This window comes from Aeromicrobium jepli, from assembly GCF_047246605.1.
Lineage (GTDB): Bacteria > Actinomycetota > Actinomycetes > Propionibacteriales > Nocardioidaceae > Aeromicrobium.
This window is the reverse complement of record NZ_JBFOKO010000005.1, coordinates 202,043-227,740: the sequence shown is the minus strand read 5'-3', so window position 1 is coordinate 227,740 and position 25,698 is coordinate 202,043. Positions and strand designations below refer to the sequence as shown.

Genomic DNA, 25,698 nt, shown 5'->3' with positions numbered 1-25,698 from the left:
AGAACGACACCGGCCCGTGACCTCGGAGGTCACGGGCCGGCTCGCGTCGGTGGGCGGTGTCAGTCGTCGCGACCGCCGCCGCGGCGACGATCGCCGTTGCCGCGGTCGGCGCTGCGCGACTTGACCGGCGGCGCGGCTGCGGGCAGCGAGGCCGAGTCGAACTTGGCCGGGGTCAGGTTCTCGGCGATCGGGCCCATCGCGGCCTTCCACTGCGGACCGGCCAGCGACGAGCCGCCGGCCTGCGCGAAGGACACCGGGACGCCGCGCAGCGTCTTGCCGACCAGGCCGCTGGGCTGGCCCTTGCTGTTGATGCCGGCGATCATCGAGGCCGCCGAGATCTCGGGCGTGTAGCCGACGTACCAGACGGCCTTGGCGTCGTTGGTCGTACCTGTCTTGGCCGCCGACGGGATCGGCAGGCCCGTGCCGTTGCTGTGGCCGAAGCCGCCGGGCTGCTGCAGGCCCACGAGGATCGCGTTGACCGTCGCGGCCGTCTCCTTCGACATGACCCGCTTGCACTCGGGCTTGTACTTCTTGATCGTGCGGCCCGTGCGGTCGATGATCTCGGCGACCGGCATCGGCTCGCAGTACTCGCCACCCGAGGCGGGCGCGGCGTAGGCAGCGGCCATGTGCAGCGGGCTCACGTCGATCGGGCCGAGGGTGAACGAGGGGATGTAGCTGCCGGGCTCGCCCTTCTTCACGTCGGGCTCGGTGACGGGGATGCCCATCTTCTTGGCCATCGTGACGGTCTCGCACAGGCCGGCGTCGCGCTCGAGCTGGGCGAAGTAGGTGTTGATGGACTTGCGCAGGGCCGTGACCATCGTGAACGAGCCCGCGCCGGTCGAGTTCTTCAGGTTCTCCCACGGACCCGAGCCGTTGCCGTCGCAGTCCTTGAACGCGCCGGTGGGGAACGACATCGTCTGCGGGGAGTTGTAGCCCTTGCTGGCGGGGATGCCGTTCTCGAGCGCGGCCGCCGTGGTGAACATCTTGAACGTCGAGCCGGCCTGGAAGCCGTTCGAGTCGCCGTAGCGGCGCGGGACCGAGAAGTTGATGTACGTCTGGCCCTTCTTCTTGCCCATCGAGCGCGACTGGCCCAGGGCGCGGACCTTGCCGGTGCCCGGCTCGACGAGCGCCAGCGAGCCGATCGCCTTGTCCGTCGCGCCGACGTACTTGGTGACCGCGTCGTTGACCGACTCCTGCATGGACATGTCGATGTTGGACTTGATCGTCAGGCCGCCGCGCTCGAGCATGGCCTGGCGCTGCTTGACGGTGTCGCCCAGCGCCGGCTCCTGCAGCAGGTAGCGGCGGATGTAGTCGCACGAGAACGACGCGTCGGAGTCGACGCAGCCGTTCGGGAACGAGGTGATCTTGAGCCCGATCGGGGTGCTGCTGAGCTTGTCGGCCTCGGCGCGGCTGATCTTGCCCAGGCGCGCCATGACGCCGAGGACGGTGTTGCGGCGCTGCAGCGCGCGCTCGGGGTAGACGCGGGGGTTGTACTGCTCGGGGTTCTGCACGAGGCCGGCGAGCGTGGCGGCCTGCGCCGTCGAGAGCTTGTCGGGGCTGACCGAGAAGTAGTGGTACGCGGCGGCGTTGACGCCGTACGCGCCGTCGCCGAAGTACGCGATGTTCAGGTAGTGCTCGAGGATCTCGTCCTTCTCGTACTTCTTCTCGTAGTTGATCGCCAGCTTCAGCTCGCGGATCTTGCGGGCCGTCGAGACCTCGGTGGCCGCCGCGCGCTGCTCCTTCGTGGTGGCCTGCTGGACGAGGGTCAGCTTGACGAGCTGCTGCGTGATGGACGAGCCGCCCTGCGTGTTGCCGTCGGAGGCGTTGTTCATGAGCGCGCGCAGGGTGCCCTTGAGGTCGAGCGCGCCGTGCTCGTAGAAGCGGTAGTCCTCGATCGAGATGATCGCCTCCTGCATGACGGGGGCGATGCTCTTGAGCGGGACGTCCTGGCGGTTCTCCTGGTAGAAGTACGCGATCCGCGAGCCGTTCGACGCCAGCAGGCGCGTGGTCTGCGGGTTCGGCAGGTCCTGCAGCGCGAGCGGCAGGTCGACGATGTCCTTCGTGACCTTGTTCGAGGTCGAGGCCATGAAGGCGGTGCCCGGCACGAAGATGGCCGCGACGATGACGCCGGCGAGGACCGAGAGCCACGCGATCGAGCCGATCGCCCCCAGCTTCGACGACGGCTTCGGTTCGCTCTCGGCGACCTTCTTGATCGAGTCACCCATGTCCTGCCACGCCATGGCCTCGAGGATACGGGAGATCGGCAACGTGCCCGTGCAGCCCGCGCGCGGGCAGGACACCGGACACCCACGTGACCCACGTGACACTTTGGAACTATGCACGAACTACCCGGACGAATCTGTCCGGTTCCCGGCCGTCTCCCTAGGCTTTAACCGCAGCAGAAAACACTTCTTCTGCCGGTCACGGGGACCGGCAGGCTCTCGGGAAAGGTCTCTGCCCATGTGGAACGAGAACTGGTCACAGGACGCCGCTTGCTTGGGCAAGTCCGACGACCTCTTCGTCAAGGGAGCCGAGCAGAACCGCGCCAAGCTGGTCTGCAACGGCTGCACCGTCCGCGCCGAATGCCTCTCGGAGGCCCTCGACAACCGCATCGAGTGGGGCGTTTGGGGTGGCATGACCGAGCGCGAGCGCCGTGCCCTGCTGCGCCGCAAGCCCCACGTCCGCAAGTGGCGCGAGGTGCTCATCCAGGCCAGCTGAGCTCAGCCGGCCCCGGGACCTCCGAGGAATCCGCCGATCGATCTCAGACCGTCGAGGTCGTGCACGTCCGTGTCGAGCGCAGGGACGGGCACGACCTCGACGTTCCTGTGTGCGGCGGTGAACCGCTCGCGCAGCCGGTTCTCGCGCTCGGCCAGGCGCATCCGCTCGGCGTGCACGTCGAGCAGCTCGGCCGTGCGCCGCTGCGCCGCGTTGCCGCCCGCGAGCCGCGGCGAGGCCGACTCGGCGTCGGCCGCGCTGACGCCGGCGGCGTTCTCGTCGTGGGTCCGGTTGACCACGAGGCCCGCCAGCGGCATGTCGTCGGCCGCGAGCCGCTCGACGAAGTAGGCGGCCTCGCGCATCGCGGCCGGCTCGGGCGCGGCGATCACCAGGAACGCGGTGCCGCGCGCCTGCAGCAGCGAGAACGTCGCCTCGGCCCGCTGCCGGAAGCCGCCGAAGAGCGTGTCGAACGCGGCGATGAACGTCTGCATGTCCGTCAGCACCTGCGCGCCGAGCACCTTGTTCAGGGCCGAGGTCACGATGCCGAACCCGGCCGACAGCAGCTTGGCCGGGCCGCGCGCCGGCGCCAGCAGCAGCTTGATGAACCGCCCGTCCAGCAGCGACGACAGTCGCTCGGGGGCGTCCAGGAAGTCCAGGGCCGACCGGGAGGGCGGCGTATCCACGACGATGAGGTCCCACCGGCCCTGCGCGTGGAGCTGACCCAGCTTCTCCATCGCCATGTACTCCTGCGTGCCCGCGAACGAGCTGGACAGCGCGACGTAGAACGGGTTCGCCAAGATCTCGGCGGCCTTCTCGGGCGAGGCGTGGGCCTCGACGACCTCGTCGAAGGTCGTCTTCATGTCCAGCATCATCGCGTCGAGCGAGCCGCCGGCCGAGTCGTCGATGCCCACGACGGGACGCGGGGTGTTGTCGAGCTCGAGCAGGCCGAGGGACTGCGCCAGCCGCCGCGCCGGGTCGATCGTCAGGACGCACACGGTGCGGCCGCGCTCGGCGGCGCGCAGCGCGAGGGCGGCCGCCGTGGTGGTCTTGCCCACGCCGCCGGAGCCGCAGCACACGACGATCTCGGTGGCCGGGTCCGCCAGCAGGCCGTCGATGTCGATGCGGTCGGGCTGCGGGTGCGAGCTCAGCCGACGCTCGGTGCGGGGACGGCGGTCGCGCGCCGCCGTGGAGGGCCCGGGGGTCACCGGGCGTCCTCCGCGAGGGGAACCAGGTGCGTCGCGAGCTCCTGCAGGCAGCCCAGGTCCATCGTCTCGGTGAGCATCGGCAGCGAGACGTGCGGGCGGCCGCAGTCCTCGATGATCTTGCGCTGCTCGTCCTGCAGGCGCTGGCGCTCGATGTGCCCGAGACCGTCGGCGACGAGCGTGCCCGCGGCGTCGCGCGGCAGCCCCACCTTCTCCAGCACGGGCGCGACCGTCTTCGCGGTCAGCCGCTCGGCCTCGAGGGCCGCGACGGTGTCCTCCGACAGCAGCGACGGCCGGACCAGGTTGACCACCACGTGGCCCACCGGCAGTCCCTCGCGGGTCAGCTCCTCGATCCCGTCGAGCGTCTCCTGCACGGGCATCTCCTCCAGGACCGTGACGAGGTGGACCGTCGTCTGCGGGGCCCGCATCATCGTCATGACGGACTCGGACTGGGACTTGATGGGACCCACCTTGGCCAGTCCGGCGACGTCGTCGTTCACGCCGAGGAAGCGCGCGATGCGCCCGGTCGGCGGGGCGTCCACCACCACGGCGTCGTAGACGAACGGCGAGGAGGGCCCGGCCCGGCGGCGGCGCGCGGCCTCGTAGATCTTGCCGGTCAGCAGCACGTCGCGGACGCCCGGCGCGATCGTGGTGGCGAAGTCGATGACCCCGAACTTGTCGAGGGCACGGCCGGCGCGGCCGAGGCGGTAGAACATCTGCAGGTACTCCAGCAGCGCCGCCTCGGGGTCGATCGCGAGCGCGTGCACCTGGCCGCCCTCGTCGCTCGTGGCGATGCGGCGCTCCTCGTACGGCAGCGGCGGCACGTCGAAGAGCTGGGCGATGCCCTGGCGTCCCTCGACCTCGCACAGCAGCACCTTGAGCCCTCGCCCGGCGAGGGCGAGCGCGAGCGCGGCGGCCACCGTCGTCTTCCCGGTGCCGCCCTTGCCCGTCACGACGTGCAGGGGGGTCGAGTTCGCCACGGGTCGAGCCTAGCGACGGATCGGGCACCGTGTTCGCTGTCGAGACGGGGCGGGCGGACGGCTACAGTCGGCCCATGACCAAGTGGGAATACCTGACGGCTCCGGTCCTCGTGCACGCGACCAAGCAGATCCTCGACAACTTCGGCCGTGACGGCTGGGAGCTCGTCCAGATCGTCCCGGGGATGAACCCCGAGAACCTCGTCGCCTACTTCAAGCGCCCGGTGGCCTGACATGGGCGCCGTCGTCGACCGCCTCGCCTCGCTCGGCCTCACCGTCCCCGAGGTCGCCGCGCCCGTCGCGGCGTACGTCCCCGCGGTGCTGAGCGGCCAGTACGTCCACACGTCCGGCCAGCTGCCGTTCGTCGACGGCGTCCTGCCCGCCACCGGCAAGGTCGGCGCCGAGGTCTCCCCCGAGGACGCCCAGGAGTACGCCCGGCTGTGCGCGCTCAACGTGATCGCCGCGATCGGCTCGGTCGTCGACCTGGACTCGGTGGTGCGCGTCGTGAAGCTCGGCGTGTTCGTCGCGAGCGCCCCCGACTTCACGGGCCAGCCCGCGGTCGCCAACGGCGCGAGCGAGCTCATGGCCGCCGCGTTCGGCGCCGCCGGCTCGCATGCCCGCAGCGCCGTCGGCGTCGCCGTGCTGCCCCTCGACACGCCCGTCGAGGTCGACGCGGTCGTCGAGGTCCGCTGACGTGCTGGTCCCGGTTCCCCCGCGCTGGCAGGAGAAGCTGCAGGGCTTCGACCCCGAGCGGGTCGCCACCCCCAAGGACGCCGCCACGATCGCCGTCGTGCGCGACGGCGAGCAGGGCCTCGAGGCGTTCCTCATGCGCCGGCACTCGGCGATGGCGTTCGCCGCCGGCATGTACGTCTTCCCCGGCGGCGGCGTCCAGGACGACGACGGCGCCCCGATCGGCTGGGTCGGTCCCGAGCCGGCCGTGTGGGCCGAGCGGTTCTCGTGCGACGTCGACCGCGCCCGCCGCCTCGTCGTCGCCGCCGTGCGCGAGACGTTCGAGGAGACCGGCGTGCTGCTGGCCGGCCCGGACGCGGACTCCGTCGTCGGCGACACCACCGACCTCGCCCACGCCCGCGAGGACCTCGAGGCCAAGCGCCTGTCCTTCGCCGACTTCCTCGCGGCGCACTCGCTCGTGCTGCGCGCCGACCTGCTCGGTGCGTGGTCGCACTGGATCACGCCCGCACTCGAGCCGCGCCGCTACGACACCCGCTTCTTCGTCGCCGCCCTGCCGAAGGGCCAGCGGATCGGCACGGTCAGCACCGAGGCCGACAAGTCCCTGTGGGCGCCGCTGTCGCAGGTGCTCGCCCGCGTCGACGCCGGCAACGCCGCGATGATGCCGCCCACCGTCGTCACGTGCCGCGAGCTCGCGCCGCTGTCCGCCGCCGAGGTGCTCGACGCCGCCGGCCGCCGCGAGATCCGCGCCATCGAGCCGCGCTTCGTTCGCAAGGACGACGAGTGGTGGCTCGACATCGAGCGGGAGGACTCGCTGTGAGCACCGCCGTCACCGATCGCGCCTCGTTCATCCTCGCGGACAACCCGGGGATCATGACGCTCGACGGCACCAACACGTGGATCCTGCGCGAGCCGGGCGCCGCCCGCGCCGTCGTCGTGGATCCCGGTCCCGACATCGCCGAGCACGTCGACGCGGTCGTCGCCGAGGCCGGCGAGGTCGCCCTCGTGCTGTTCACGCACCACCACTGGGACCACACCGACGCGATCGACCGCATCGTCGCGGCGACCGGAGCGCCCACGCGGGCCATCTCGGCCGACTGGACGCGCGACGCGGAGCCGCTGCGCGACGGCGAGACCATCGAGGTCGAGGGACTGCGCATCGACGTCGTGGCCGCCCCCGGTCACACGCGTGACTCGGTCGCGTTCGTGCTGCCGCAGGACCGCGCGCTGCTGAGCGGCGACATGGTGCTGGGCCGTGGGACCACCGTGGTGGCCCACCCCGACGGCGCGCTCGGTCCGTACCTGGACTCGATCCGTGCGTTCCGCGCGCTCGTGACCGACGGGACCGTCGCGACGATCCTGCCCGGCCACGGCCCCGTCGTGACCGATCCGGGCGCCGTCCTGGACTTCTACCTGACCCACCGCGAGGAGCGCCTGGACCAGGTGCGCGCCGCCAAGGCCGCCGGAGCGCGCACGGCGCGCGAGGTGGTCGAGAAGGTCTACGCCGACGTCGACCCGGTCCTGTGGGACGCCGCCGAGCTCTCGGTGCGCGCCCAGCTGGAGTACCTCGAGGCCTGAGGCCCGGACGACGAAGACGCCGTGTCGAGTGATCGACACGGCGTCTTCGTCTGCGTGGGCTCAGCGCGAGCGGCGCTTGAGTCGCTCGAGGTCGAGGATGATGACCGAGCGCGGCTCGAGGCGCAGCCAGCCGCGCGACGCGAAGTCGGCGAGGGCCTTGTTGACCGTCTCGCGCGAGGCGCCGACCAGCTGGGCCAGCTCCTCCTGCGTGAGGTCGTGGTTGACGTGGATGCCGTCGTCGGCCTGGCGGCCGAAGCGCGAGGCGAGGTCGAGCAGCGCCTTGGAGACGCGGCCGGGGACGTCGGAGAAGACCAGGTCGCCGACGACCTCGTTGGTGCGGCGCAGGCGGCCCGCGAGCTGGTTGAGCAGCGCGTAGGCGACGTCGGGGTGCGACTGCAGGACCGGGTTGAGCGCGCTGTGACCGAGGCTGCGCAGCTCGACGTCGGTGACGGCGGTGGCCGTGGCCGAGCGCGGGCCCGGGTCGAAGAAGGAGAGCTCGCCGAACATCTGTCCCGGGCCGAGGATCGCGATGAGGTTCTCGCGGCCGTCGACGGAGCGGCGGCCCAGCTTGATCTTGCCCTCGATGACGACGTAGAGCTGGTCGCCCTCGTCACCCTCGCCGAACAGGATCTCGCCGCGACGCAGCGTCACCGCCGACATGGAGGACTCGAGCGCACCGGAGGCGTCGTCGTCGAGGCCGTTGAACAGTGGAGCTTGGCGCAGAACATCATCGGTCACAGCGCTAGTTTCCCACATGGAAGCCAAATCACACTCGACATGGCACCGGTTCGCGTGTGCGGATCCCGGCTACGGTGTAGTCGTGCCCGCCGTCCCCGCCCCCGAGACCAGCCGTCCCGGGACCTCGCTCGTCCGGCGCGCGCGCAAGATCAACCGCGTCCTGGCGCAGACGTATCCCGACGCGCGGTGCGAGCTCGACTTCGCCGATCCGTTCCAGCTGCTCGTGGCGACCGTGCTGTCGGCGCAGACCACGGACCGCCGGGTCAACGCGATCACGCCGGCGCTGTTCGCGGCCTACCCGGACGCCGCGGCGCTCGCCGCCGCCGAGCGCTCGGCGGTCGAGGAGATCATCCGGCCCACCGGCTTCTTCCGCGCCAAGACCGACAGCATCATGGGCCTGTCCGCCGCCCTCGTCGAGCGCTTCGACGGCGAGGTGCCCGGCCGCCTGAAGGACCTCGTGACCCTCCCCGGCGTCGGTCGCAAGACCGCCAACGTCGTGCTGGGCAACGCGTTCGGCGTCCCGGGCATCACGGTGGACACGCACTTCCTGCGGCTCGTGCGCCGGTGGGAGTGGGTGGACGAGGAGACCGCCAAGGACCCCGTCAAGACCGAGCACGCCGTCGGCGCGCTCTTCCCGCGCCGCGACTGGACGATGCTGTGCCACCACGTCATCTGGCACGGCCGGCGGCGCTGTCACGCGCGCAAGCCCGCGTGCGGCGCCTGCCCCGTCGCGAAGTGGTGCCCGTCCTACGGCATCGGACCGACCGACCCCGAGGTCGCCGAGGCGCTCGTCACGACGCAGGGGCCCGCATGACCCAGACCCACCACGAGGCGCTGCCGCAGTGGCTGCGCCCCCTCGCCGACATGCTGGACTCCGTCGAGGCCGAGCAGCTCGCGCCGCGCTTCCCGCACCCACCGGAGGACGCCCGTCCGGCCGCCGTGCTGATGCTCTTCTCCGACGGCGAGCGCGGCCGCGAGCTCCTGCTGACCGAGCGGGCCGCCACACTGCGCAGCCACGCCCGGCAGATCTCGTTCCCCGGCGGCCGCCAGGACGACACCGACGACGACGCCGTGCACACGGCGCTGCGCGAGGCGCAGGAGGAGGTCGGCCTCGACCCGCGCGAGGTGATCGTCTTCGGCACGCTGCCCACGCTGTGGCTGCCGCCGAGCAACCACGCCGTAACGCCGGTCCTGGGCTACTGGACGTCGCCGCGGCGGCTCGAGGCGCACAGCCCCGACGAGGTCGCCCGCGTGCTCCCCACGCCGCTGGACCTGCTGCTCGACCCCGACCGGCGCTTCAGCGTCGTGCATCCCTCGGGCTGGACCGGCCCGGCGTTCGACATCGGCACCGAGGTCCCGCTGTGGGGCTTCACCGCCGGCATCATCTCCCGTCTCTTCGAGCGACTCGGGTGGGCACGCCCGTGGGACGCGTCGCGGACCCGACCCCTGCCGGAGTAGACCGATGAACTGGCTCGACGCGATCCTGCTCGTGACGATCGTCGTGTACGCGTACACGGGGTGGGTCCACGGCTTCGTCTCCAACGTCTTCTCCGCCGGCGGCCTGCTGCTCGGCTTCGCGGCGGGCATCGCGCTCTCGCCGCGCGTCTTCGACGGCGAGTACCCCGGCGCGACGTCGGCCGTGCTGTCGATCGTGTTCGTGTTCATGTGCGCGGGCGTCGGCAACTTCCTCGGCACGCTCATCGGCCGCGCGGCGCGGATCCGGCGCGGGCCCGCCCGCCAGGTCGACGCCGTCCTGGGCGCCGCGTTCGGCACGGCCGTCGTGATGGCCTCGTCGTGGGCGCTGGGCTACGCCGTGAGCGCCTCGACGCTGCCGCACATCAGCACGGCGGTCCGCGGCTCGGCCGTCCTGGCGCGCGTCGACGCGATCATGCCGGCGCGTGCCGGGGACGCGCTGCGCTCGTTCACCGACACGCTCACGATCGACGTCTTCCCGCAGTACCTCGACCCGTTCCAGGGCGAGGTCATCCGCGACACCGCCCCGCCGGACGCCGGCACGCTGCGCAAGCCCGGTGTCCGGGCCGCCCGCGACAGCGTCGTGCGGATGCTCGGCGCGGCCGAGTGCCGGCGCACCATCGAGGGGTCGGGCTTCGTGATCGCCCGCGATCGCGTCATGACCAACGCGCACGTCATCGCCGGTGTCGAGGAGCCGACCGTGACGATCGGCGACCGCCGGCTGCGTGCCCGGCCCGTGTGGTTCGACAAGAACCTCGACCTCGCCGTCGTGGACGTGCCGGGGCTGGACGCCACCCCGCTGCGCTGGGACTCCACGGCCGAGCAGGACGACCCGGCCGTCGTGCTGGGCTTCCCCGAGAACGGGCCCTTCGACGCGCGGGCGGCGCGCATCCGCAGCCGCCTGGACCTGCGCGGGCCGGACATCTACGGCAACGGCCGGGTGACGCGCGACGTGTACTCGATCCGGTCGCTCGTGCGCTCGGGCAACTCGGGCGGACCCCTCATCTCCCCGCGCGGCCGCGTGATCGGCGTGATCTTCGCGGCCTCGATCTCCGACCCGCAGACGGGCTACGCCGTGACCGCCGCCGAGGCGCGCGTGGTCGCCCGGAAGGGCATCGCCGCCGACCGCACCGTGTCCACTGGGAGGTGCGCCTGATGCGCCAGATCCTCGCCACGCTCGCGTGGCTCGTCGCGACCCTCGCCCTGACGGCGGCGATCGGGACCGGCTGGGCCGCGACGCACGTCCAGGACGAGGACGGCTTCGTCGAGATGTCGTCCCGGCTGGGTGACGACCGGGAGGTGCAGCAGACCGCGGCCTCGCTCGCCGGCGAGGCCTTCGCCGACCAGCCGCGGGTCCCCGCCGTCCTGCACGACCAGGCGGCCTCGGCGATGCGCAGGGCGGTCCTCGCGCTCACCTCGTCGCCGGACTGGGACGAGGCGTGGCGCGAGACCACGCGGCGCACGCACGAGCGGCTGTTCTCCGATCCCCCGCCCGCGGACGTCCGTGTCGACATCGCGCCGGTCGTGGGCGTGGCGATCAACGAGGTCACGGCCGTGCTGCCCGTCGACCTGCCGGCCCCGCGCTCGCTGCCCGTCGTGGTGAGCGAGGACGATCCCGCCCCGTTCGTCCGGTACCTGTCCCGCGCCGAGTCGGCTGCGGTCGGCTCGCTCGCCGTGGCCGGCGTCGCCGGACTGCTGGCCGTCCTGCTGGCGCGGCGGCGGTGGCGGATGGTCGCCGAGCTGGGTCTGTCCGCGGTCATCGCGGCCGCCACGTGGTGGCTCATCGGCCGGCTGGTCGTGCCGCGCGTCGTCGAGCGGGAGGCCGAGGCGACGGCCTACGGCCGCGAGCTCCACGACGTGCTGACCGACCGGATCGTCTCGTCGCTGGACCCCACGCTGCTGTGGGTGGCGCTCGCCGGGGCGGTCGTGGCGGTCGGCGCCGGAGCGCTCGCGCTGGTCAGCGCGCGACGGGCTTGACCCGCGACCCCGGGGCGGGAGCGCCGGGCTTGAGCGCCGACGGGATCTGCTTGGCGGCGCCGATCGTCTTCTCGGGGGCCCGGATCTTCTTGAACCGGCCCCACGCGACGAGCAGCAGCACGACCGCGAGGAGCAGGTAGAACGCCGTCACGATCAGGAACGCCCACGCGGGGTGCAGACCCGTCATCGTGAGGAAGTACGCGATCGTGACGGAGGCCAGGATGAGCACCAGCAGGAGCAGGAAGGCGGCCGCCGCGACCAGCGCGGCACCGATGCCTCCCGCCTTGACGCTGATGCGCAGCTCGGACTTGGCCAGGGCGATCTCGTGCTGGACGATCGAGGACAGGTCGCGCGTCACATCCGCGACGAGTCGTCCGATCGTGGGTTCGTCCGCAGGCGTGCTCATGAGGTGAGCGTACCCACATCCGGGCGCGGCGACCTCCCGTGATCGTCGCCCCGCCCGGATGTGGAGCCTCTCAGTCGTCGTTCGCGGACGGCTTCTTCAGGCCCGCCGTGATGAGGTCCATCACCGACGAGTCGGCCAGCGTGGTGGCGTCGCCGACCTCGCGGTTCTCGGCCACGTCGCGCAGCAGGCGGCGCATGATCTTGCCCGAGCGGGTCTTGGGCAGCTCGGGCACGACCATGATCTGCCGCGGCTTCGCGATGGGGCCGATCTCCTTGGCGACGTGGTTGCGCAGCGTCGTGATGTGCTCGTCGGTGGACTCGCCCGCCGACTCGCGCAGGATCACGAACGCCACGACCGCCTGGCCCGTCGTCTCGTCCGTCGCGCCCACGACGGCCGCCTCGGCGACGGTCGGGTGCGAGACCAGCGCGGACTCGATCTCGGTGGTCGAGAGGCGGTGGCCCGAGACGTTCATGACGTCGTCGACGCGGCCCAGCAGCCAGATGGCGCCGTCGGCGTCCTTCTTGGCGCCGTCGCCGGCGAAGTACACGTTCGGGAAGCGCGACCAGTACGTGTCCTTGAAGCGCTGGTCGTCACCCCAGATCGTGCGCAGCATCGACGGCCACGGCTCGGTCAGCACGAGGTAGCCGCCCTCGCCGTTGCCGACCGGGTTGCCCGCGTCGTCGACGACCTCGGCGCTGATGCCCGGCAGCGGGCCCATGGCCGAGCCCGGCTTCGCGTGCGTGACGCCCGGCAGGGGGCTGAGCATGTGCGCGCCGGTCTCGGTCTGCCACCACGTGTCGACGACCGGCGTGCGGTCGCCGCCGATCTCGGAGCGGTACCAGACGTAGGCCTCGGGGTTGATGGACTCGCCGACGGAGCCGAGGATGCGCAGCGTCGACAGGTCGTACTCGGCGGGGATCTCGCGACCCCACTTCATGAAGGTCCGGATCGCGGTCGGCGCCGTGTAGAACAGCGTGACCTTCTTGTCCTGGATGATCTCCCACCAGCGGCCCTTGTGCGGCGTGTCCGGCGTGCCCTCGTAGAGCACCTGCGTGGCGCCCTCGGCGGTCGGCCCGTAGACGATGTACGAGTGGCCGGTGACCCAGCCGATGTCCGCCGTGCACCAGTAGACGTCGGTGTCGCGCTTGTGGTCGAAGACCGCGTGGAACGTGTACGCGCTCTGCGTCAGGTAGCCGCCCGAGGTGTGCAGGATGCCCTTGGGCTTGCCCGTCGTGCCGGACGTGTACATGACGTAGAGCGGGTGCTCGGCGTCGAACGCCTCGGGCGTGTGCTCGGGCGATGCGGAGCCGACGACGTCGTGCCACCACACGTCGCGGCCCTCGGTGATCGCCGTCTCCTGCTCGGTGCGGCGCACGACCAGCACGTGGTTCACGGGGCTGGCGTCGCCGAGCTTGTCGAGCGCCTCGTCGACCGCCGGCTTGAGGGCCGAGGGCGCGCCACGCCGGTAGCCGCCGTCGGCCGTGATGACGAGCTTGGCCTCGCAGTCCTCGACGCGGCTGGCGAGCGCGTCGGAGCTGAAGCCACCGAACACCACGGTGTGCGGGGCGCCCAGGCGCGCGCAGGCGAGCATCGCGATGACGGCCTCCGGGATCATCGGCAGGTAGATCGCGACGCGGTCGCCGGCCTCGATGCCGAGCTCGGTGATCGCGTTGGCGGCCTTGCTGACCTCGTCCTTGAGCTGCGCGTACGTGATGTCGCGGGTGTCGCCGGGCTCGCCGACGAAGTGGAACGCGACCTTGTCGCCGAGCCCGTTCTCGACGTGGCGGTCGACGCAGTTGTACGCGACGTTGAGCCTGCCGCCGACGAACCACTTCGCGAAGGGCGGGTTGCTCCAGTCGAGGACCTCGGTGAACGGCGTGTCCCACGCGAGGCGGTTCGCCTGCTCGGCCCAGAAGCCCAGGCGATCGTTGGCGGCGCGGTCGTAGGCCTCGGCCGTGACGTTGGCGTGGGCGGCGAGCTCCGCCGGCGGCTCGAAGACGCGGTCCTCGTGGGCGAGGTTGTCGATGCCGGTCTGGGTCACGGGTGGCCTCCTGGGCGGGTGGGGTGTGGCGCGGATCACCATTGTGTCTCGCTCCACGGTGCCCCAACAGCAGGGGTGTGCGCCAGCGCACACCGACGAGCGGCCCGCGCGCTGCGACGAGCGGCGGCTGGTGACCGTTTCCCCGGTTAAGCGGGTTTCCTGTCACTTCGCGTGGGTTGCGATCCTCGCGAAGTGAGGGAGAACCGCGCTCAGTCCTCCCGGACCGGGTCCCGCAGCCTCCAGGCCGCCTCCCGGACTCGAGGCCGGTGTGCTTGGCGGTCGCGGGCCACTGAGCGTGGATTCCTGTCACTTCGCGAGGATCGCAACCCACGTTGAGTGAGGGAGAACCTACTTAACCGGGGAAACCGTCACAGCCAGCGGCGCAGCTCCTCGGCGAGGCCGTCCTCGTCCACCGAGCCGGTGACGTCGTCCGCCACCGCCTTGAGCTCGTCCGGCCCGTGCCCCATCGCGACGCCGCGGCCGGCCCACTCGAGCATCTCGAGGTCGTTGTGGCCGTCGCCGACCGCCAGCACGTCGCGCGCCGTCAGGCCCATGCGGCGGCAGACCTCGTCGAGGCCCGAGGCCTTCGAGACGCCGTCCGGCGCGAGGTCGAGCCAGGCCGTGTAGCCGATGTAGTAGTTCGTGCCGTCGAGGCCGAGGTCCTCGACCATCGCGGAGAACTCGTCGCGGTCGTGGTCGGGGGCGCGCACGACCACACGCGTGACGGGCTGCGACACCATGCGCTCGACCTCGTCGAGGACGATCTCGCCCGTGATCTCGCCGTGCGGGAACGCCCGGTTGACCCGGTAGCCGACGCCGACCTCCTCGACCGCGACGAGGGCCTCGGGCACGCGCTCCAGGACGCGGCGAACGGCCTCACGGGCGTCGAACGTCTCGGTGTGGACGATCTCGAAGGGGTCGACCTCGAACACCACCGAGCCGTTGCTGGCGACGCCCAGGCCCTCACGGAAGCCCAGCTTGTCCAGCACGTCGTACACGCCCGGCACGGCGCGGCCCGTCGCGATGACGACGGGGATGCCCCGGTCGCGGACGGCGAGCACCGCCTCCTTGACGGCCGGGCTCAGCTCGTTGCGGTGGTCGACGATCGTGCCGTCGACGTCGAGGGCGACCAGTCGCGGACGCCAGGTCACTCAGCGACCTCCGGTCTGCAGGGGCGCGAGGACCTCGCCCAGGTACGGGTGCAGCGCCGCCGGCAGCCGCACGGAGCCGTCGGCCTGCTGGCCGTTCTCGAGCAGCGCCACGATCGTGCGCGTCATGGCGCACAGGGTGCCGTTGAGGGTGGCGACGTGCTGCGTGCCGTCCTCGCCCGCCGCGCGCGTGCGCGTGTCGAGGCGGCGCGCCTGGAACTCGGTGCAGTTCGAGGCCGAGGACAGCTCGCGGTACTTGCCCTGCGTGGGGATCCACGCCTCGCAGTCGAACTTGCGGACGGCGGACAGGCCCAGGTCGCCGGCCGCGACGTCGATGACGCGGAACGGCAGCTCGAGCTTCTCCAGCCAGGCCTTCTCCCAGCCCAGCAGGCGCTCGTGCTCGGCTGCGGCCTGGTCGGGCGTCGTGTAGACGAACATCTCGACCTTGTCGAACCAGTGGACGCGGAAGATGCCGCGGGTGTCCTTGCCGTACGAGCCGGCCTCGCGCCGGAAGCACGGGCTGAACGCGGCGTAGCGGCGCGGCAGCGACTCGGCCGGGAGGATCTCGCCACCGTGGTAGGCCGCGAGCGGCACCTCGGAGGTGCCCACGAGGTAGAGGTCGTCCTTCTCGAGGCGGTAGACGTCGTCGGCGGCCTGGCCCAGGAAGCCGGTGCCCTCCATCGCCTGGGGCTTGACCAGCGCCGGCGGGATCATGGGCGTGAAGCCCCACTCGGCGGCGGTCGACATCGCCAGCTGCACGAGCGCCAGCTCGAGCTGGGCGCCCACGCCGGTCAGGTAGTAGAAGCGCGAGCCGCTCACCTTGGCGCCGCGCTCGACGTCGATCGCGCCGAGCAGCTCGCCGAGCTCGAGGTGGTCGCGCGGCTCGAAGCCCTCGGCCGCGAAGTCACGCGGCGTCCCGATCTCCTCGAGGACCACGAAGTCGTCCTCGCCGCCGGGCGGGGCGTCGACCGTCGGGTTGGGCAGCGACTTGAGCAGCTCCTCGAACGCCCGCGCGCTCTCGGCCTGCGCGGCCTCGGCGGCCTTGACCTCGGCGCTGAGCTCCTTGGTGCGGTTGAGCAGCGCCTGCTTCTCGTCGCCCTGCGCCTTCGGAATCTGCTTGCCGAGCTGCTTCTGCTCGGCGCGCACGGCCTCGAAGCGCACGATCGCGGCGCGACGGGCCTCGTCGGCGGCGACCAGGTCGTCGATCAGCTGCGGAGACTCTCCGCGACGCTCCTGGGCGGCACGCAGCAGGTCGGGCTCATCACGCAACAGTCGGGGATCGATCACGCCGCCAGCCTAGCGAGGACGGTCCGGGCCTTCCGTGACGGCGCAGTCGAGACGGCGCGGATACGCTAGGCGGGCACCCGACCGAGAGGACCACTGTGACGATCGACCTGCGCCGTGCCGACGGCGACCGGCCGCTCCTCACCCCCGTGACGCTGACCATCCAGACGATCGTGCTGATCGCCCTGGCCGTCATGGTCGCGACGTCCTGGCAGCCCCTCATGGACCTCGACGGGGCCGTGGCCGAGCGGGCCTACGAGTTCAGCGAGCCGCGCGCGTGGCTCGTCGACGTCCTCGACGTCATCGCCGTCGTCTTCAGCAACTGGGCCGTGGGCGGGCTGCTGGTCGTCCTGGCCGGACTGCTGTGGTGGCGCTCCGAGCGGCTGCTGGCCCTGTGGGTCGTGGCGAGCGGCGTGCTCGTGCTGGCCGGCAACGCGCTGCTGAAGTGGATCGTGCAGCGCGACCGGCCCGTGTGGGAGTTCCCGCTGCACGAGATCGGCGGCTGGTCCTTCCCCAGCGGTCACTCGGCCGGCGCGGGCCTGCTGTTCACGGTCCTGCTGCTGCTGACGATCGTCCTCACGGGCCGCGGACTACGCCGCCGCCTGCTGATCGCGGTGTGGTCCGTGCTGGCGCTCGTGATCGCCGCCGACCGCGTGTTCCTCGGCGTGCACTACCTCAGCGACGTCACCGCGGGCCTCGTCTTCGGCAGCCTGCTCCCCCTGCTGCTGTGGCACTTCCTCGTGCGCGGCCGCGGTCGCCTGCCGTCCGAGCTGGCCGTCCTGACCGGCTCGGGCCGGCGCCGTGCCGCCGTCGTGCTCAACCCGGTCAAGGTCGGCGACATCGAGGAGTTCAAGGCCAAGGTCCGCCAGGTCGCCGGCGCCCACGGCTGGGACGAGCCGCGCTGGTACGAGACCACGATCGAGGACCCCGGCCACGGCCAGACGCGCGCCGCGCTCGAGGCCGACGTCGACCTGGTGATCGCCGCCGGCGGCGACGGCACCGTCCGGGCGGTGTGCGAGACGGCGGCCCGCTCGGGCGTCGCCGTCGGCGTGCTGCCGCACGGCACGGGCAACCTGCTCGCCCGCAACCTCGACATCCCGGTGAACACCCGCGACGCCCTCGACGTCGTCTTCGGCGGCCAGGACCGCGCGATCGACCTCGCGACGTTCAGCACCGACTCGTGCGAGCCGACCTCGTTCCTCGTCATGGCCGGCCTGGGCATGGACGCGATGATCATGACCGGCGTCAACGAGGACCTCAAGAAGCGCGTCGGCTACCTCGCCTACTTCGTCTCGGGCGTCAAGGCGATCACGTTCCCGCGCACCAAGGTCAAGATCACGGTCGACGACCAGGAGCCCCAGTGGTTCAAGGCGCGCACCGTGGTCGTGGGCAACGTCGGCTTCCTGCAGGCCGGCATCCCGCTGCTGCCCGACGCGCAGCTCGACGACGGCATGCTCGACGTCGTCGTGGTGGCGCCCAAGCGGTTCATCGGCTGGCTGTCGATCGTGGCGCGCATCATCACGCGCCGGAAGGGCAACGACAAGCGCCTGACCCGCCTGACCGGCCAGCGCGTCCACGTGCGGGCCGAGAAGCCCGTGCCGATGCAGCTCGACGGCGACCCGGCCGGCGAGGGTCAGGAGATCCTCGCCGAGGTCCACCCCGGCGTCGTGCTGGTGCGGGTGCCCGCGCTGCTCGCGCCCGTGATCTGAGCGGCGTCAGCGCCCGGGCACGATGGCCGTGATGATCGTGCCGTCCGCCCGGCGGCGGCCCGCGACCGGCGGCGGCGTGCCGGTGATGACCGGCCCCTGGCCGTCGAGCGCGACGACGACCGGGTCGCCCGGCGCGAGCGTGATGACCTTGCCGCGCACCGCGATCTCGGGGTCGACGATCTCGCCGCGGCCGTTGGGGCGCTGCTCCTCCACGACCAGCTCGAGCTCGTCACGGCGCACCGTGACGCGCACGCGCGTGCCCTGGATCGTGACGCGGTAGATCAGCTCGTCCCACTGCTCGGGCAGCCGCGGGTCGATCGTGAACTCGCCCTGGTGGTCGCGGAACCCGCCGAAGCCACCCACGAGGGCGCTCCACACGCCGCCCGTGGAGGCGACGTGGACGCCGTCGGTGGCGTTGTTGTGGCGGTCGGCCAGGTCGACGAACAGCGCCCCGAGGAAGTACCGGAACGCGAGCTCGCGGTAGCCGACCTCGGCGGCGATGATCGACTGCACGACGGCGGACAGCGTCGAGTCGCCCGTGGTGATCGGGTCGTAGTACTCGAAGTTGGCGCGCTTCTGCTCGGCCGTGAAGTGCTTGCCCTGCAGGTAGAGCGCCAGCACGACGTCGGCCTGCTTGATGACCTGGAAGCGGTAGATCACCAGCGGGTGGTAGTTCAGCAGCAGCGGGCGCTTGTCCTGCGGCGTGTGGTCGAGGTCCCACACCTCGCGCTCGAGGAAGTGCTGGTCCTGCGGATGCACGCCGAGCGCCTCGTCGTACGGGATCGCCATGTCACGCGCGGCGCGCTCCCAGTCGGCGACCTCGCGGTCGTCGAGGGCCAGGCGGGTGACCATCTGGTCGTAGGACGGCCCGTCGCGCTCGGCGAGCTCCTTCACCGCCAGCGCCGCCGCGCGCAGGTTGAACCGCGCCATGACGTTCGTGAACAGGTTGTCGTTCACGACGGTCGTGTACTCGTCGGGTCCCGTCACGCCGTGGATGTGGAACGTGCCCACCTCCTCGTCGCGCCAGAAGCCCAGGTCGAGCCACATCCGCGCCGTCTCGACGAGGACGTCGATGCCCTGGCGGATCATGAAGTCCTCGTCGTTCGTGGCGAGGTAGTACTGCGTGATCGCGTACGAGATGTCGGCGTCGATGTGGTACTGCGCGGTGCCCGCGGCGAAGAAGGCCGAGGCCTCCTCGCCGTTGATCGTGCGCCACGGGAACAGCGCGCCCGACTGCGACATCTCGCGAGCGCGACGGCGGGCCGCCTCGAGCAGGCTGTGCCGGAACCGCAGGGCGTTCCGGGCGTGACTGGGGTTCGTGTACGTCAGGAACGGCAGGACGTAGACCTCGGTGTCCCAGAAGTAGTGGCCGCTGTAGCCCGAGCCGGTCAGGCCCTTCGCGGGGATGCCCGCGCCCTCGGCCCGTGCACTGGCCTGGGCGACCTGGAACAGGTTCCACCGGATCGCCTGCTGGACCGCCGGATGGCCCGGGACCTGCACGTCCGAGCGGGTCCAGAACGCCTCGAGCCAGTCGCGCTGGTCGGCGTGCAGCTGCTCGGTGCCGCACTCGACGGCGCGGTCGAGCGTGCGCAGGCAGCGGTCGAGCAGCTCGCGCACAGGGACGCCGCGCGACGTGTGGTACGAGACCAGCTTGGTCAGCCGAATCGTCTTGCCCGGCTGGGCCGCGATCCGGTACGTCATCTTGGCGAGGTCGTCCTCGACCCGGACGCGCTGCGTGTACTGGTTCTCGGTCTCGAGCTCGTGGTGCGCCGCGACCGCGAGCGTCATGCCGCTGTCGATGCAGCGGTAGCCCAGCGCGACGCGGCCCTGGTCGACGTCGCCCCAGTTGTACTTGGGCTCGAGCACGCGACGGTCGAAGCCGTCGGACTTGCGCGGGTCGTGTCCCTCGCCCATCGCCTTGGAGCGGACGTGGTACTCGTCCTCGCCGTCCTGGCGGTTGAGGATCTGCGAGGAGATCGCGATCGGCGCCGGGTCGTCGAGCATCGTGACCTCGAACTCCAGGACCGCGAGGTGGCGCTCGGTGAACGAGACCATGCGGCGGGCGACGACGTGCACGCGCTTGTTGGACGGGGTGCGCCAGATGATCTCGCGCTCGAGGACGCCCTCGCGGAAGTCGATGGAGCGCTCGTACTGGAGCAGGTCGGCGACGCTCAGCAGCAGCGGCTCGTCGTCGACGTAGAGCCGGATGACCTTCGCGTCGGGCGCGTTGACGATCGTCTGGCCGACGCGCGCGAAGCCGAACGCCTCCTCGGCGTGGTGGATGGGCCACGTCTCGTGGAAGCCGTTGATGAAGGTGCCGTGGGTGTGCGAGTCGCGGCCCTCGGTGACGTTGCCGCGCATGCCCAGGTAGCCGTTGGCGACCGAGAACAGGGTCTCGCTGACGCCCAGCTCGGCCTGGTCGGGATACGCCTCGACCAGGCGCCACTCGTCGACGGGCCAGCGCGTGCGGTCGAGGAAGTCCTCCTCGAGCGGCGCCTCGTGCCAGCTCACAGCAGCTCCGCCAGGTCAGCGACGACGAGGTCGGCCCCGTTGTCGAGCAGCGACTGCCGCCCGGCGCCGCGGTCGACGCCGACCACGAGGCCGAAGTCGCCGGCCGCGCCGGCCTGCACTCCCGAGACGGCGTCCTCCAGGACGACGGAGCGTGTGGTGGGCACGCCGAGCCGCTCGGCGGCGGCGGTGTACGTGTCGGGCTCGGGCTTGCCGGCGATGCCGTCGGCGGCGGCGACCTCGCCGTCGATGACGACCTCGAACCGCTCGGTCACGCCGGCGGCCTCGAGGACCAGCCTGGCGTTGCGCGAGCTGGAGACGAGGGCCGTGCGGACGCCGCGCTCCTCGAGCGCGTCGAGCAGCCGCACCGAGCCGGGGTACGCCTCGACGCCGTCGGTGCGCAGCACCTCGGAGAAGTAGTCGTTCTTGCGGTTGCCCAGGGCGCAGACCGTCTGGCCGGACGGGTCGTCGGACGGGTCGCCGTACGGCAGCTCGATGCCCCGGGACTCCAGGAACGACCGGACGCCCTCGTAGCGGGGCTTGCCGTCGACGTACGCGAAGTAGTCGTCGTCGGTGTACGGGTCCACGTCGGGGTGGTCCTGCAGGAAGTCGGTGAACATCCGGCCCCAGGCCCGCTGGTGCACCTCGGCGGTCGGGGTGATCACCCCGTCGAGATCGAACAGCGCCGCGTCGTAGTCGCTCCAGTCCACGCCTTCAAGCGTAGGGGCTCGGCCCTGCGCGGGCGCAGAGCCCGGACGGTGGATGTGACGGACGTGACGAAATCGCGGCCCGAAGGCCGGGTCAGCGGATCGTGACCTGACGGCTCACGAGATCACGGCGCGCGGTGCGCTCGGCGGCCGAGAGCTCCTGCGTCGAGGCCATCGCCTCGTCGAGCCGGGTCGTGAACGCCGGGACGGCCGCGTCGAGGTCGTCGGCGGTGACGCCGTCGAGCTCCCACACCGGCACGAGCAGGCCGTGCGCGCGGAAGATCCCGATGAGCGTGGTGCCCTCGACGATCGCGTCCTCGCCGGCGGCGCGCAGCCGCGCGAACGCGTCGAGCAGCGGGCCCTCGTCGTGCAGCATGATCCAACGCAGGTACGCGTGGTCGCCCATGTCGGTGACGTAGGCCGAGTCGGTGGCGGTCAGGCGCGTGGTGGGCGCGACCGTGGCGTTGGCCTCCTCGAGCGCGGCGGCGGCCGCGGCGGAGTTGCGGTCCTCCTCGACGAGCCACCAGTCGAAGCCGTCGTGCAGCTCGAGCTCGAAGCCGCCCTCGGGATCCACGAGGTCCTGCAGCCGGTCGCCGACACCGGGCGGCGTCATGCGGATCGGCGTGCCGGGCTCGGTCTCGCGGGCGATCTCGACGACGTGCGCGAGGTCGCGGCTGATGTCGCCGTGGTTGTGCAGCACCTGCAGGCCGACCCAGATCTCGCCGTCCGGGCGCACCAGCCCCGCACCGGCGCCGGGCAGCAGGCTGCAGATCCGCACGGGGCGGCCGTCACGGAGCCGCACCAGCGCGGTCGCGGACGGGACGAACTCACGCAGCGCGACCCAGTCCCCCTCGGACGGCAGTCCCTCGAAGGTGCGCGCCACGAACGGCATGCGCTGCTTGGCCGGCTTGGTGCGTCGAGACTTCTTGCCCATGGGCGACACGCTATCCGTCGCGGACGGGGCAGCGTCGGTCAGGCCAGCGCGAGCTCGGCACGCACGCACGTGCCCTGCGACAGGTCGACCGACCAGTTGTCGGCGACCCGGCTGATGATCGACAGCCCACGGCCGCCGAGGGAGTCCTCGTCGAAGGGGCGCGGGGTCATGTCGGACTCGGCGCCGTGGCCGGAGTCGCGGACGCTGAGGTCGAGGTGCCCGTCGACGATGCTCCAGCTGATCTCCATCGTGCCGTCGACGTCGGGCGTGCCGTGCGCGACGGCGTTGGCGATCATCTCGCTCAGGACGATGAGGGCGTTGTCGATGACGGGCAACGGGATCCGGTTGAGGGTGAGGAACGCGGCCAGCTTGGTGCGGGCGATCCCGGGAGTCGAGGACTCGAAGGGGAGCCGGACCACGTCGTGCCGGTGAACCATCTACCCTCCTGTGTGCCGATCGGGACCGGATGATCCGCGCCGACCTCGGCACAGCGATCCTGCGTCACGCGGGGCGTGACTAGTACCAATTAACCATTCAACCGTCACGGTTTCAAGGTCCGCGTGGCCACGGTCACATCGACCGTACCGGACGAAACGCTGCACCGTTCGGCCAATAGTGCAAGAATGCACTTCGTGAAGGCGAGTGCAAAGAGCGATCGCCGCGAGCGCACGCTCGCGGCGATCGTGCGCTGCGCCCGCGAGCTGACCGAGGCCCACGGGCTCGACGGCTTCACGATGGAGGACCTCGCGGCCGCGGCCGGCGTCTCGCGGCGGACGCTGTTCAACTACGTCCCGGGCAAGGTCGACGCGGTCCTCGGCCCGGACTCCGAGCCGGACGACGAGATCGTCGCGACCTTCCTCGCCGGCGGCCCGACGGGCGACCTGCTGGTCGACGTCAAGGAGGTCGTCCGCGCCTCGCTCGACGCCGGGCAGGCCGATCCCGCCGACCTCGACGCCGCCCGCCGCCTGCTGCGCCGGGACCCGCGCCTCATGGCGGCCGTGCACGCGCGGTTCGTCGAGCGCACCCGGGTGCTCTCCGAGGGGATCGCCCGGCGCGAGGGCCGGGCCGTCGATCCGCTCGACCTGCGGGTGATCGGCGGCCTCATCCTGCTGTGGTGCGACACGGCGCTCGACGAGACGCTCGCCGACCCCGGCCACTCGCTCGCCCACCACCTCGAGCGCGTCTTCGAGGCCACGCGCGACCTGTTCGTCGCGCGCTCCTGACCCTGCCTGATCCATCCCCCGACCAGAGAGAACCCATGGCAACCCTGCTCTACCGCCTCGGCAAGACCGCCTACCGGCGCTGGCCGCTCTTCATCGCCGGCTGGCTCGTCGCCCTCGTCGGCCTGGGCGCCGTCGCCGGCTACCTGTCCAAGCCGATGTCCAACACGTTCTCCATCCCCGGCATCGAGTCCGTCGAGGCGGCCGAGCTGCAGCAGGAGCTGTTCCCCGACGCCGAGGCCGTCGACGCGCCGACCGCCACCATCGTCGTGGCCGCGCCCGAGGGCTCGACGCTCGCCGAGCCGGCGCAGGCGAAGGCCGTGGCCGGCCTGGTCGAGCGGCTCGAGGCGAACGAGCACGTGCGGGACGGCGTCGTCGGTCCCGTCGAGGCGGCGGCCGGCCTCGAGGCGCAGGTGACCGCCGGCGTCGACGACGCCGAGGCCAAGGCGAGGGCCGCCGGCCAGCCGTTCGACCGTGAGGCCGCGCTGGCACAGGCGAGGACGCAGGTCGCCGCCGCGACGCCGCTGTCCGAGGACGGCCGCGTCGGCACGATCGCCTTCACGTTCGACGAGCCCACCGTGCTCGAGGTGACCCCCGCGATGCAGGACGAGGTCACCGAGGCGATGGAGTCCGCGCGCGACGCCGGCCTGACCGTCGAGGTCTCGGGCACCGCGATGCAGTCGATGGAGCCCGCCGGCGCCTCGTCCGAGCTCATCGGCGTGGGCCTCGCGCTGGTCATCCTGGCGCTGACGTTCGGCTCGCTCGTCGCGGCCGGCATGCCGATCGTGACCGCCGGCATCGGCGTGGGCATCGGCATCATCGGCATCACCGCGATGACGGCCGTCACCGAGGTCCCCTCGAGCACGACGGCCCTGGCCAGCATGCTGGGCCTCGCGGTCGGCATCGACTACGCGCTGTTCATCCTCGCCCGATTCCGCAGCGAGCTCGACCACACCGACGACCGCGAGGAGGCCATCGGCGTCGCCGTGGGCACGGCCGGCTCGGCCGTCGTGTTCGCCGGCCTGACCGTCATCATCGCGCTCGTCGCCCTCGGCGTCGTCGGCATCTCGTTCCTGACGGCCATGGGCCTGGGCGCCGCCGCCACCGTGACGGTCGCCGTCCTCGTGGCGCTGACGCTGCTGCCGGCCATCCTCGGCCTGCTGAAGTCCAAGGCGTTCGGCGGCACGTTCCGCCGCTACACGCCGGCGCGCGACGAGAACGGCCACGTGCTGAACAACGGCGTGCGCTGGGCGCGGTTCCTGGGCAGGGCGCCGCTCGTCTGGACGCTGCTCGTCGTGGTGGGCCTGGGCGCCCTGGCGATCCCGGTCAAGGACATGCACCTGGCGCTGCCGACCGACAGCACCGCCGCGCAGGACACGACGCAGCGCAAGGCGTCCGACCTGGTGACCGAGGCATTCGGGCCCGGCCGGCTCTCGCCCATGCTGCTCGTGGTCGACGCCCGCGAGGTCGAGGACCCGCAGGCGCAGCAGGCCGCGTACCAGTCCGTCGCGGCGTGGGCCGCGGAGCAGGACGACGTCGCCAACGCGATGGTGGCCGCGGGCAACGAGAAGGGCGCGATGGTCCTCGTCCAGCCCTCGTCGGGCGCCGAGGACACCGCCACCGAGGAGCTGCTGGAGTCGCTGCGTGACGGCGAGTCGGCGATCGAGTCCGAGACGGGCACCAAGGTCGGCGTCACGGGGCTGACCGCGATCCAGGCGGACGTGTCGAAGATGCTCTCCGACGCGCTGCCGGTCTACCTGGCGATCGTCATCGGCCTGGCCTTCGTGCTCCTCGTGATGGTCTTCCGCTCGCTGCTGGTGCCGCTCACCGCGACGCTGGGCTTCCTGCTGTCGGTCATGGCCACGCTCGGCGCTACGGTCGCGATCTTCCAGGAGGGCACGTTCGGGCTGTTCCCGGGCCAGCCGATCGTCAGCTTCATCCCGATCTTCCTGATCGGCGTGGTGTTCGGCCTGGCGATGGACTACCAGGTCTTCCTGGTCACCCGCATCCGCGAGGCGCACGTCCACGGCGCGTCGTACCGCGAGGCGGTCGTCGACGGATTCCGCAACAGCGCGCGCGTCGTGACGGCCGCGGCCCTGATCATGACCTCGGTCTTCGCCGGGTTCATCTTCATGGACGAGCCGATCGTGCAGTCGATGGGCTTCGCGCTCGCGGCGGCGGTCATCTTCGACGCGTTCGTCGTGCGCCTCGTGCTGATCCCCGCGCTCATGTACCTGATGGGCGAGAAGGCCTGGTACCTGCCGAGGTGGCTCGACCGGATCATCCCGAACGTCGACATCGAAGGCGAGGGCCTGCACCGGCCGCACCTCGCGGAGCACTACAGCAAGGTCGGCGCCTGAGTCGATCCCGTGCGGGCCGTCCTCGAGCCGTCGA

24 protein-coding genes are annotated in these 25,698 nt (G+C 71.7%); 12 read left to right on the top strand and 12 right to left on the bottom strand.

The genetic code is table 11. The annotated features are described in order from the left end of the window. Positions 1–59: 59 nt before the first annotated feature. Positions 60–2,240 (bottom strand): transglycosylase domain-containing protein, encoded by a 2,181-nt coding sequence (locus tag AB3M81_RS11855; protein WP_412904117.1) that lies wholly within the window; start codon positions 2,238–2,240, stop codon positions 60–62. Positions 2,241–2,460: 220 nt separating this feature from the next. Here AB3M81_RS11855 and AB3M81_RS11850 point away from each other — a divergent pair, with 220 nt between their 5' ends. After that, positions 2,461–2,718, top strand: coding sequence for a WhiB family transcriptional regulator (locus AB3M81_RS11850; RefSeq protein ID WP_412904116.1), 258 nt, complete (start codon positions 2,461–2,463; stop codon positions 2,716–2,718). A gap of 2 nt (positions 2,719–2,720) precedes the next feature. Here AB3M81_RS11850 and bagB read toward each other — a convergent pair whose 3' ends face one another. Beyond that, entirely contained in the window at positions 2,721–3,863 is a 1,143-nt protein-coding gene (bagB, locus tag AB3M81_RS11845; RefSeq protein WP_412904180.1) for an ArsA family ATPase, read from the bottom strand. Positions 3,864–3,916: 53 nt separating this feature from the next. Then, positions 3,917–4,897 (bottom strand): ATPase BagA, encoded by a 981-nt coding sequence (bagA, locus tag AB3M81_RS11840; RefSeq protein WP_412904115.1) that lies wholly within the window; start codon positions 4,895–4,897, stop codon positions 3,917–3,919. Between the two features lie 74 nt (positions 4,898–4,971). On the opposite strand from bagA, the gene sp36 reads away from it, so the two are divergent. The 4 genes from sp36 to AB3M81_RS11820 are packed head-to-tail and all read left to right on the top strand — an operon-like array spanning position 4,972 to position 7,159. Continuing rightward, positions 4,972–5,127, top strand: coding sequence for a Sp36 family protein (sp36, locus tag AB3M81_RS11835; RefSeq protein ID WP_153302903.1), 156 nt, complete (start codon positions 4,972–4,974; stop codon positions 5,125–5,127). Position 5,128: 1 nt separating this feature from the next. After that, a complete protein-coding gene (locus AB3M81_RS11830) occupies positions 5,129–5,587 on the top strand; it encodes a RidA family protein (RefSeq protein WP_412904114.1) in 459 nt (152 codons plus the stop codon). Between the two features lies 1 nt (position 5,588). After that, the gene (locus tag AB3M81_RS11825; RefSeq protein ID WP_412904113.1) at positions 5,589–6,401 is read left to right on the top strand and encodes an NUDIX hydrolase; all 813 of its coding nucleotides are present in this window, start codon (positions 5,589–5,591) and stop codon (positions 6,399–6,401) included. Then, positions 6,398–7,159, top strand: a complete 762-nt coding sequence (locus AB3M81_RS11820; RefSeq protein WP_412904112.1) for an MBL fold metallo-hydrolase — start codon at positions 6,398–6,400, stop codon at positions 7,157–7,159. The genes AB3M81_RS11825 and AB3M81_RS11820 overlap by 4 nt, the downstream gene beginning before the upstream one ends. Before the next feature lie 60 nt (positions 7,160–7,219). On the opposite strand, the gene AB3M81_RS11815 is transcribed toward AB3M81_RS11820, so the two are convergent. After that, positions 7,220–7,897 carry a Crp/Fnr family transcriptional regulator gene (locus tag AB3M81_RS11815; protein ID WP_489671973.1) on the bottom strand — a complete coding sequence of 226 codons (678 nt, stop codon included), beginning with the start codon at positions 7,895–7,897 and terminating at the stop codon, positions 7,220–7,222. An 82-nt stretch (positions 7,898–7,979) separates the two neighbouring features. Between AB3M81_RS11815 and nth the strand changes: the two genes are divergently transcribed. The 4 genes from nth to AB3M81_RS11795 are packed head-to-tail and all read left to right on the top strand — an operon-like array spanning position 7,980 to position 11,347. After that, on the top strand, positions 7,980–8,711 hold the full coding sequence (gene nth, locus AB3M81_RS11810) for an endonuclease III (RefSeq protein ID WP_412904110.1): 732 nt from the start codon (positions 7,980–7,982) through the stop codon (positions 8,709–8,711). Next, on the top strand, positions 8,708–9,355 hold the full coding sequence (locus tag AB3M81_RS11805; RefSeq protein ID WP_412904109.1) for an NUDIX hydrolase: 648 nt from the start codon (positions 8,708–8,710) through the stop codon (positions 9,353–9,355). Before nth ends, AB3M81_RS11805 begins: the two co-directional genes overlap by 4 nt. 4 nt (positions 9,356–9,359) lie before the next feature. Next, positions 9,360–10,526, top strand: a complete 1,167-nt coding sequence (locus AB3M81_RS11800; protein ID WP_412904108.1) for a MarP family serine protease — start codon at positions 9,360–9,362, stop codon at positions 10,524–10,526. Continuing rightward, entirely contained in the window at positions 10,526–11,347 is an 822-nt protein-coding gene (locus AB3M81_RS11795; RefSeq protein WP_412904107.1) for a hypothetical protein, read from the top strand. The genes AB3M81_RS11800 and AB3M81_RS11795 overlap by 1 nt, the downstream gene beginning before the upstream one ends. On the opposite strand, the gene AB3M81_RS11790 is transcribed toward AB3M81_RS11795, so the two are convergent. From AB3M81_RS11790 to serS, 4 genes are all read right to left on the bottom strand, one after another. Continuing rightward, on the bottom strand, positions 11,328–11,753 hold the full coding sequence (locus AB3M81_RS11790) for a phage holin family protein (protein WP_412904106.1): 426 nt from the start codon (positions 11,751–11,753) through the stop codon (positions 11,328–11,330). The genes AB3M81_RS11795 and AB3M81_RS11790 overlap by 20 nt on opposite strands. 70 nt (positions 11,754–11,823) lie before the next feature. After that, positions 11,824–13,794, bottom strand: coding sequence for an acetate--CoA ligase (gene acs, locus AB3M81_RS11785; protein WP_412904105.1), 1,971 nt, complete (start codon positions 13,792–13,794; stop codon positions 11,824–11,826). Positions 13,795–14,162: 368 nt separating this feature from the next. Beyond that, entirely contained in the window at positions 14,163–14,945 is a 783-nt protein-coding gene (locus AB3M81_RS11780; protein WP_412904104.1) for an HAD family hydrolase, read from the bottom strand. Further along, on the bottom strand, positions 14,946–16,229 hold the full coding sequence (serS, locus tag AB3M81_RS11775; RefSeq protein WP_412904103.1) for a serine--tRNA ligase: 1,284 nt from the start codon (positions 16,227–16,229) through the stop codon (positions 14,946–14,948). 95 nt (positions 16,230–16,324) lie between these two features. Between serS and AB3M81_RS11770 the strand changes: the two genes are divergently transcribed. Continuing rightward, positions 16,325–17,935, top strand: a complete 1,611-nt coding sequence (locus tag AB3M81_RS11770; protein ID WP_412904102.1) for a bifunctional phosphatase PAP2/diacylglycerol kinase family protein — start codon at positions 16,325–16,327, stop codon at positions 17,933–17,935. A 6-nt stretch (positions 17,936–17,941) separates the two neighbouring features. Here AB3M81_RS11770 and AB3M81_RS11765 read toward each other — a convergent pair whose 3' ends face one another. From AB3M81_RS11765 to AB3M81_RS11750, 4 genes are all read right to left on the bottom strand, one after another. Continuing rightward, positions 17,942–20,446, bottom strand: coding sequence for a glycoside hydrolase family 65 protein (locus AB3M81_RS11765; protein ID WP_412904101.1), 2,505 nt, complete (start codon positions 20,444–20,446; stop codon positions 17,942–17,944). After that, positions 20,443–21,153: an HAD family hydrolase gene (locus AB3M81_RS11760; protein ID WP_412904100.1), complete on the bottom strand. Its 711-nt coding sequence runs from the start codon at positions 21,151–21,153 to the stop codon at positions 20,443–20,445. Before AB3M81_RS11760 ends, AB3M81_RS11765 begins: the two co-directional genes overlap by 4 nt. 91 nt (positions 21,154–21,244) lie before the next feature. Then, positions 21,245–22,084, bottom strand: a complete 840-nt coding sequence (locus AB3M81_RS11755) for a DUF5926 family protein (RefSeq protein WP_412904099.1) — start codon at positions 22,082–22,084, stop codon at positions 21,245–21,247. A 38-nt stretch (positions 22,085–22,122) separates the two neighbouring features. Continuing rightward, on the bottom strand, positions 22,123–22,521 hold the full coding sequence (locus AB3M81_RS11750) for an ATP-binding protein (RefSeq protein WP_412904098.1): 399 nt from the start codon (positions 22,519–22,521) through the stop codon (positions 22,123–22,125). Positions 22,522–22,716: 195 nt separating this feature from the next. On the opposite strand from AB3M81_RS11750, the gene AB3M81_RS11745 reads away from it, so the two are divergent. Both AB3M81_RS11745 and AB3M81_RS11740 read left to right on the top strand, forming a co-directional pair. Beyond that, the gene (locus tag AB3M81_RS11745) at positions 22,717–23,307 is read left to right on the top strand and encodes a TetR/AcrR family transcriptional regulator (protein WP_412904097.1); all 591 of its coding nucleotides are present in this window, start codon (positions 22,717–22,719) and stop codon (positions 23,305–23,307) included. 35 nt (positions 23,308–23,342) lie between these two features. Next, positions 23,343–25,664 carry an MMPL family transporter gene (locus AB3M81_RS11740; protein ID WP_412904096.1) on the top strand — a complete coding sequence of 774 codons (2,322 nt, stop codon included), beginning with the start codon at positions 23,343–23,345 and terminating at the stop codon, positions 25,662–25,664. Positions 25,665–25,698: the final 34 nt, after the last annotated feature.

Excerpts from the sequence above, each read along its gene's own strand:
- AB3M81_RS11855 (WP_412904117.1), bottom strand. The coding sequence starts at position 2,240 with ATGGCGTGGCAGGACATGGGTGACTCGATCAAGAAGGTCGCCGAGAGC.
- AB3M81_RS11850 (WP_412904116.1), top strand. The coding sequence starts at position 2,461 with ATGTGGAACGAGAACTGGTCACAGGACGCCGCTTGCTTGGGCAAGTCC.
- sp36 (WP_153302903.1), top strand. The coding sequence starts at position 4,972 with ATGACCAAGTGGGAATACCTGACGGCTCCGGTCCTCGTGCACGCGACC.
- AB3M81_RS11830 (WP_412904114.1), top strand. The coding sequence starts at position 5,129 with ATGGGCGCCGTCGTCGACCGCCTCGCCTCGCTCGGCCTCACCGTCCCC.
- AB3M81_RS11805 (WP_412904109.1), top strand. The coding sequence starts at position 8,708 with ATGACCCAGACCCACCACGAGGCGCTGCCGCAGTGGCTGCGCCCCCTC.
- AB3M81_RS11800 (WP_412904108.1), top strand. The coding sequence starts at position 9,360 with ATGAACTGGCTCGACGCGATCCTGCTCGTGACGATCGTCGTGTACGCG.
- AB3M81_RS11795 (WP_412904107.1), top strand. The coding sequence starts at position 10,526 with ATGCGCCAGATCCTCGCCACGCTCGCGTGGCTCGTCGCGACCCTCGCC.
- AB3M81_RS11790 (WP_412904106.1), bottom strand. The coding sequence starts at position 11,753 with ATGAGCACGCCTGCGGACGAACCCACGATCGGACGACTCGTCGCGGAT.
- AB3M81_RS11755 (WP_412904099.1), bottom strand. The coding sequence starts at position 22,084 with ATGGGCAAGAAGTCTCGACGCACCAAGCCGGCCAAGCAGCGCATGCCG.
- AB3M81_RS11750 (WP_412904098.1), bottom strand. The coding sequence starts at position 22,521 with ATGGTTCACCGGCACGACGTGGTCCGGCTCCCCTTCGAGTCCTCGACT.
- AB3M81_RS11740 (WP_412904096.1), top strand. The coding sequence starts at position 23,343 with ATGGCAACCCTGCTCTACCGCCTCGGCAAGACCGCCTACCGGCGCTGG.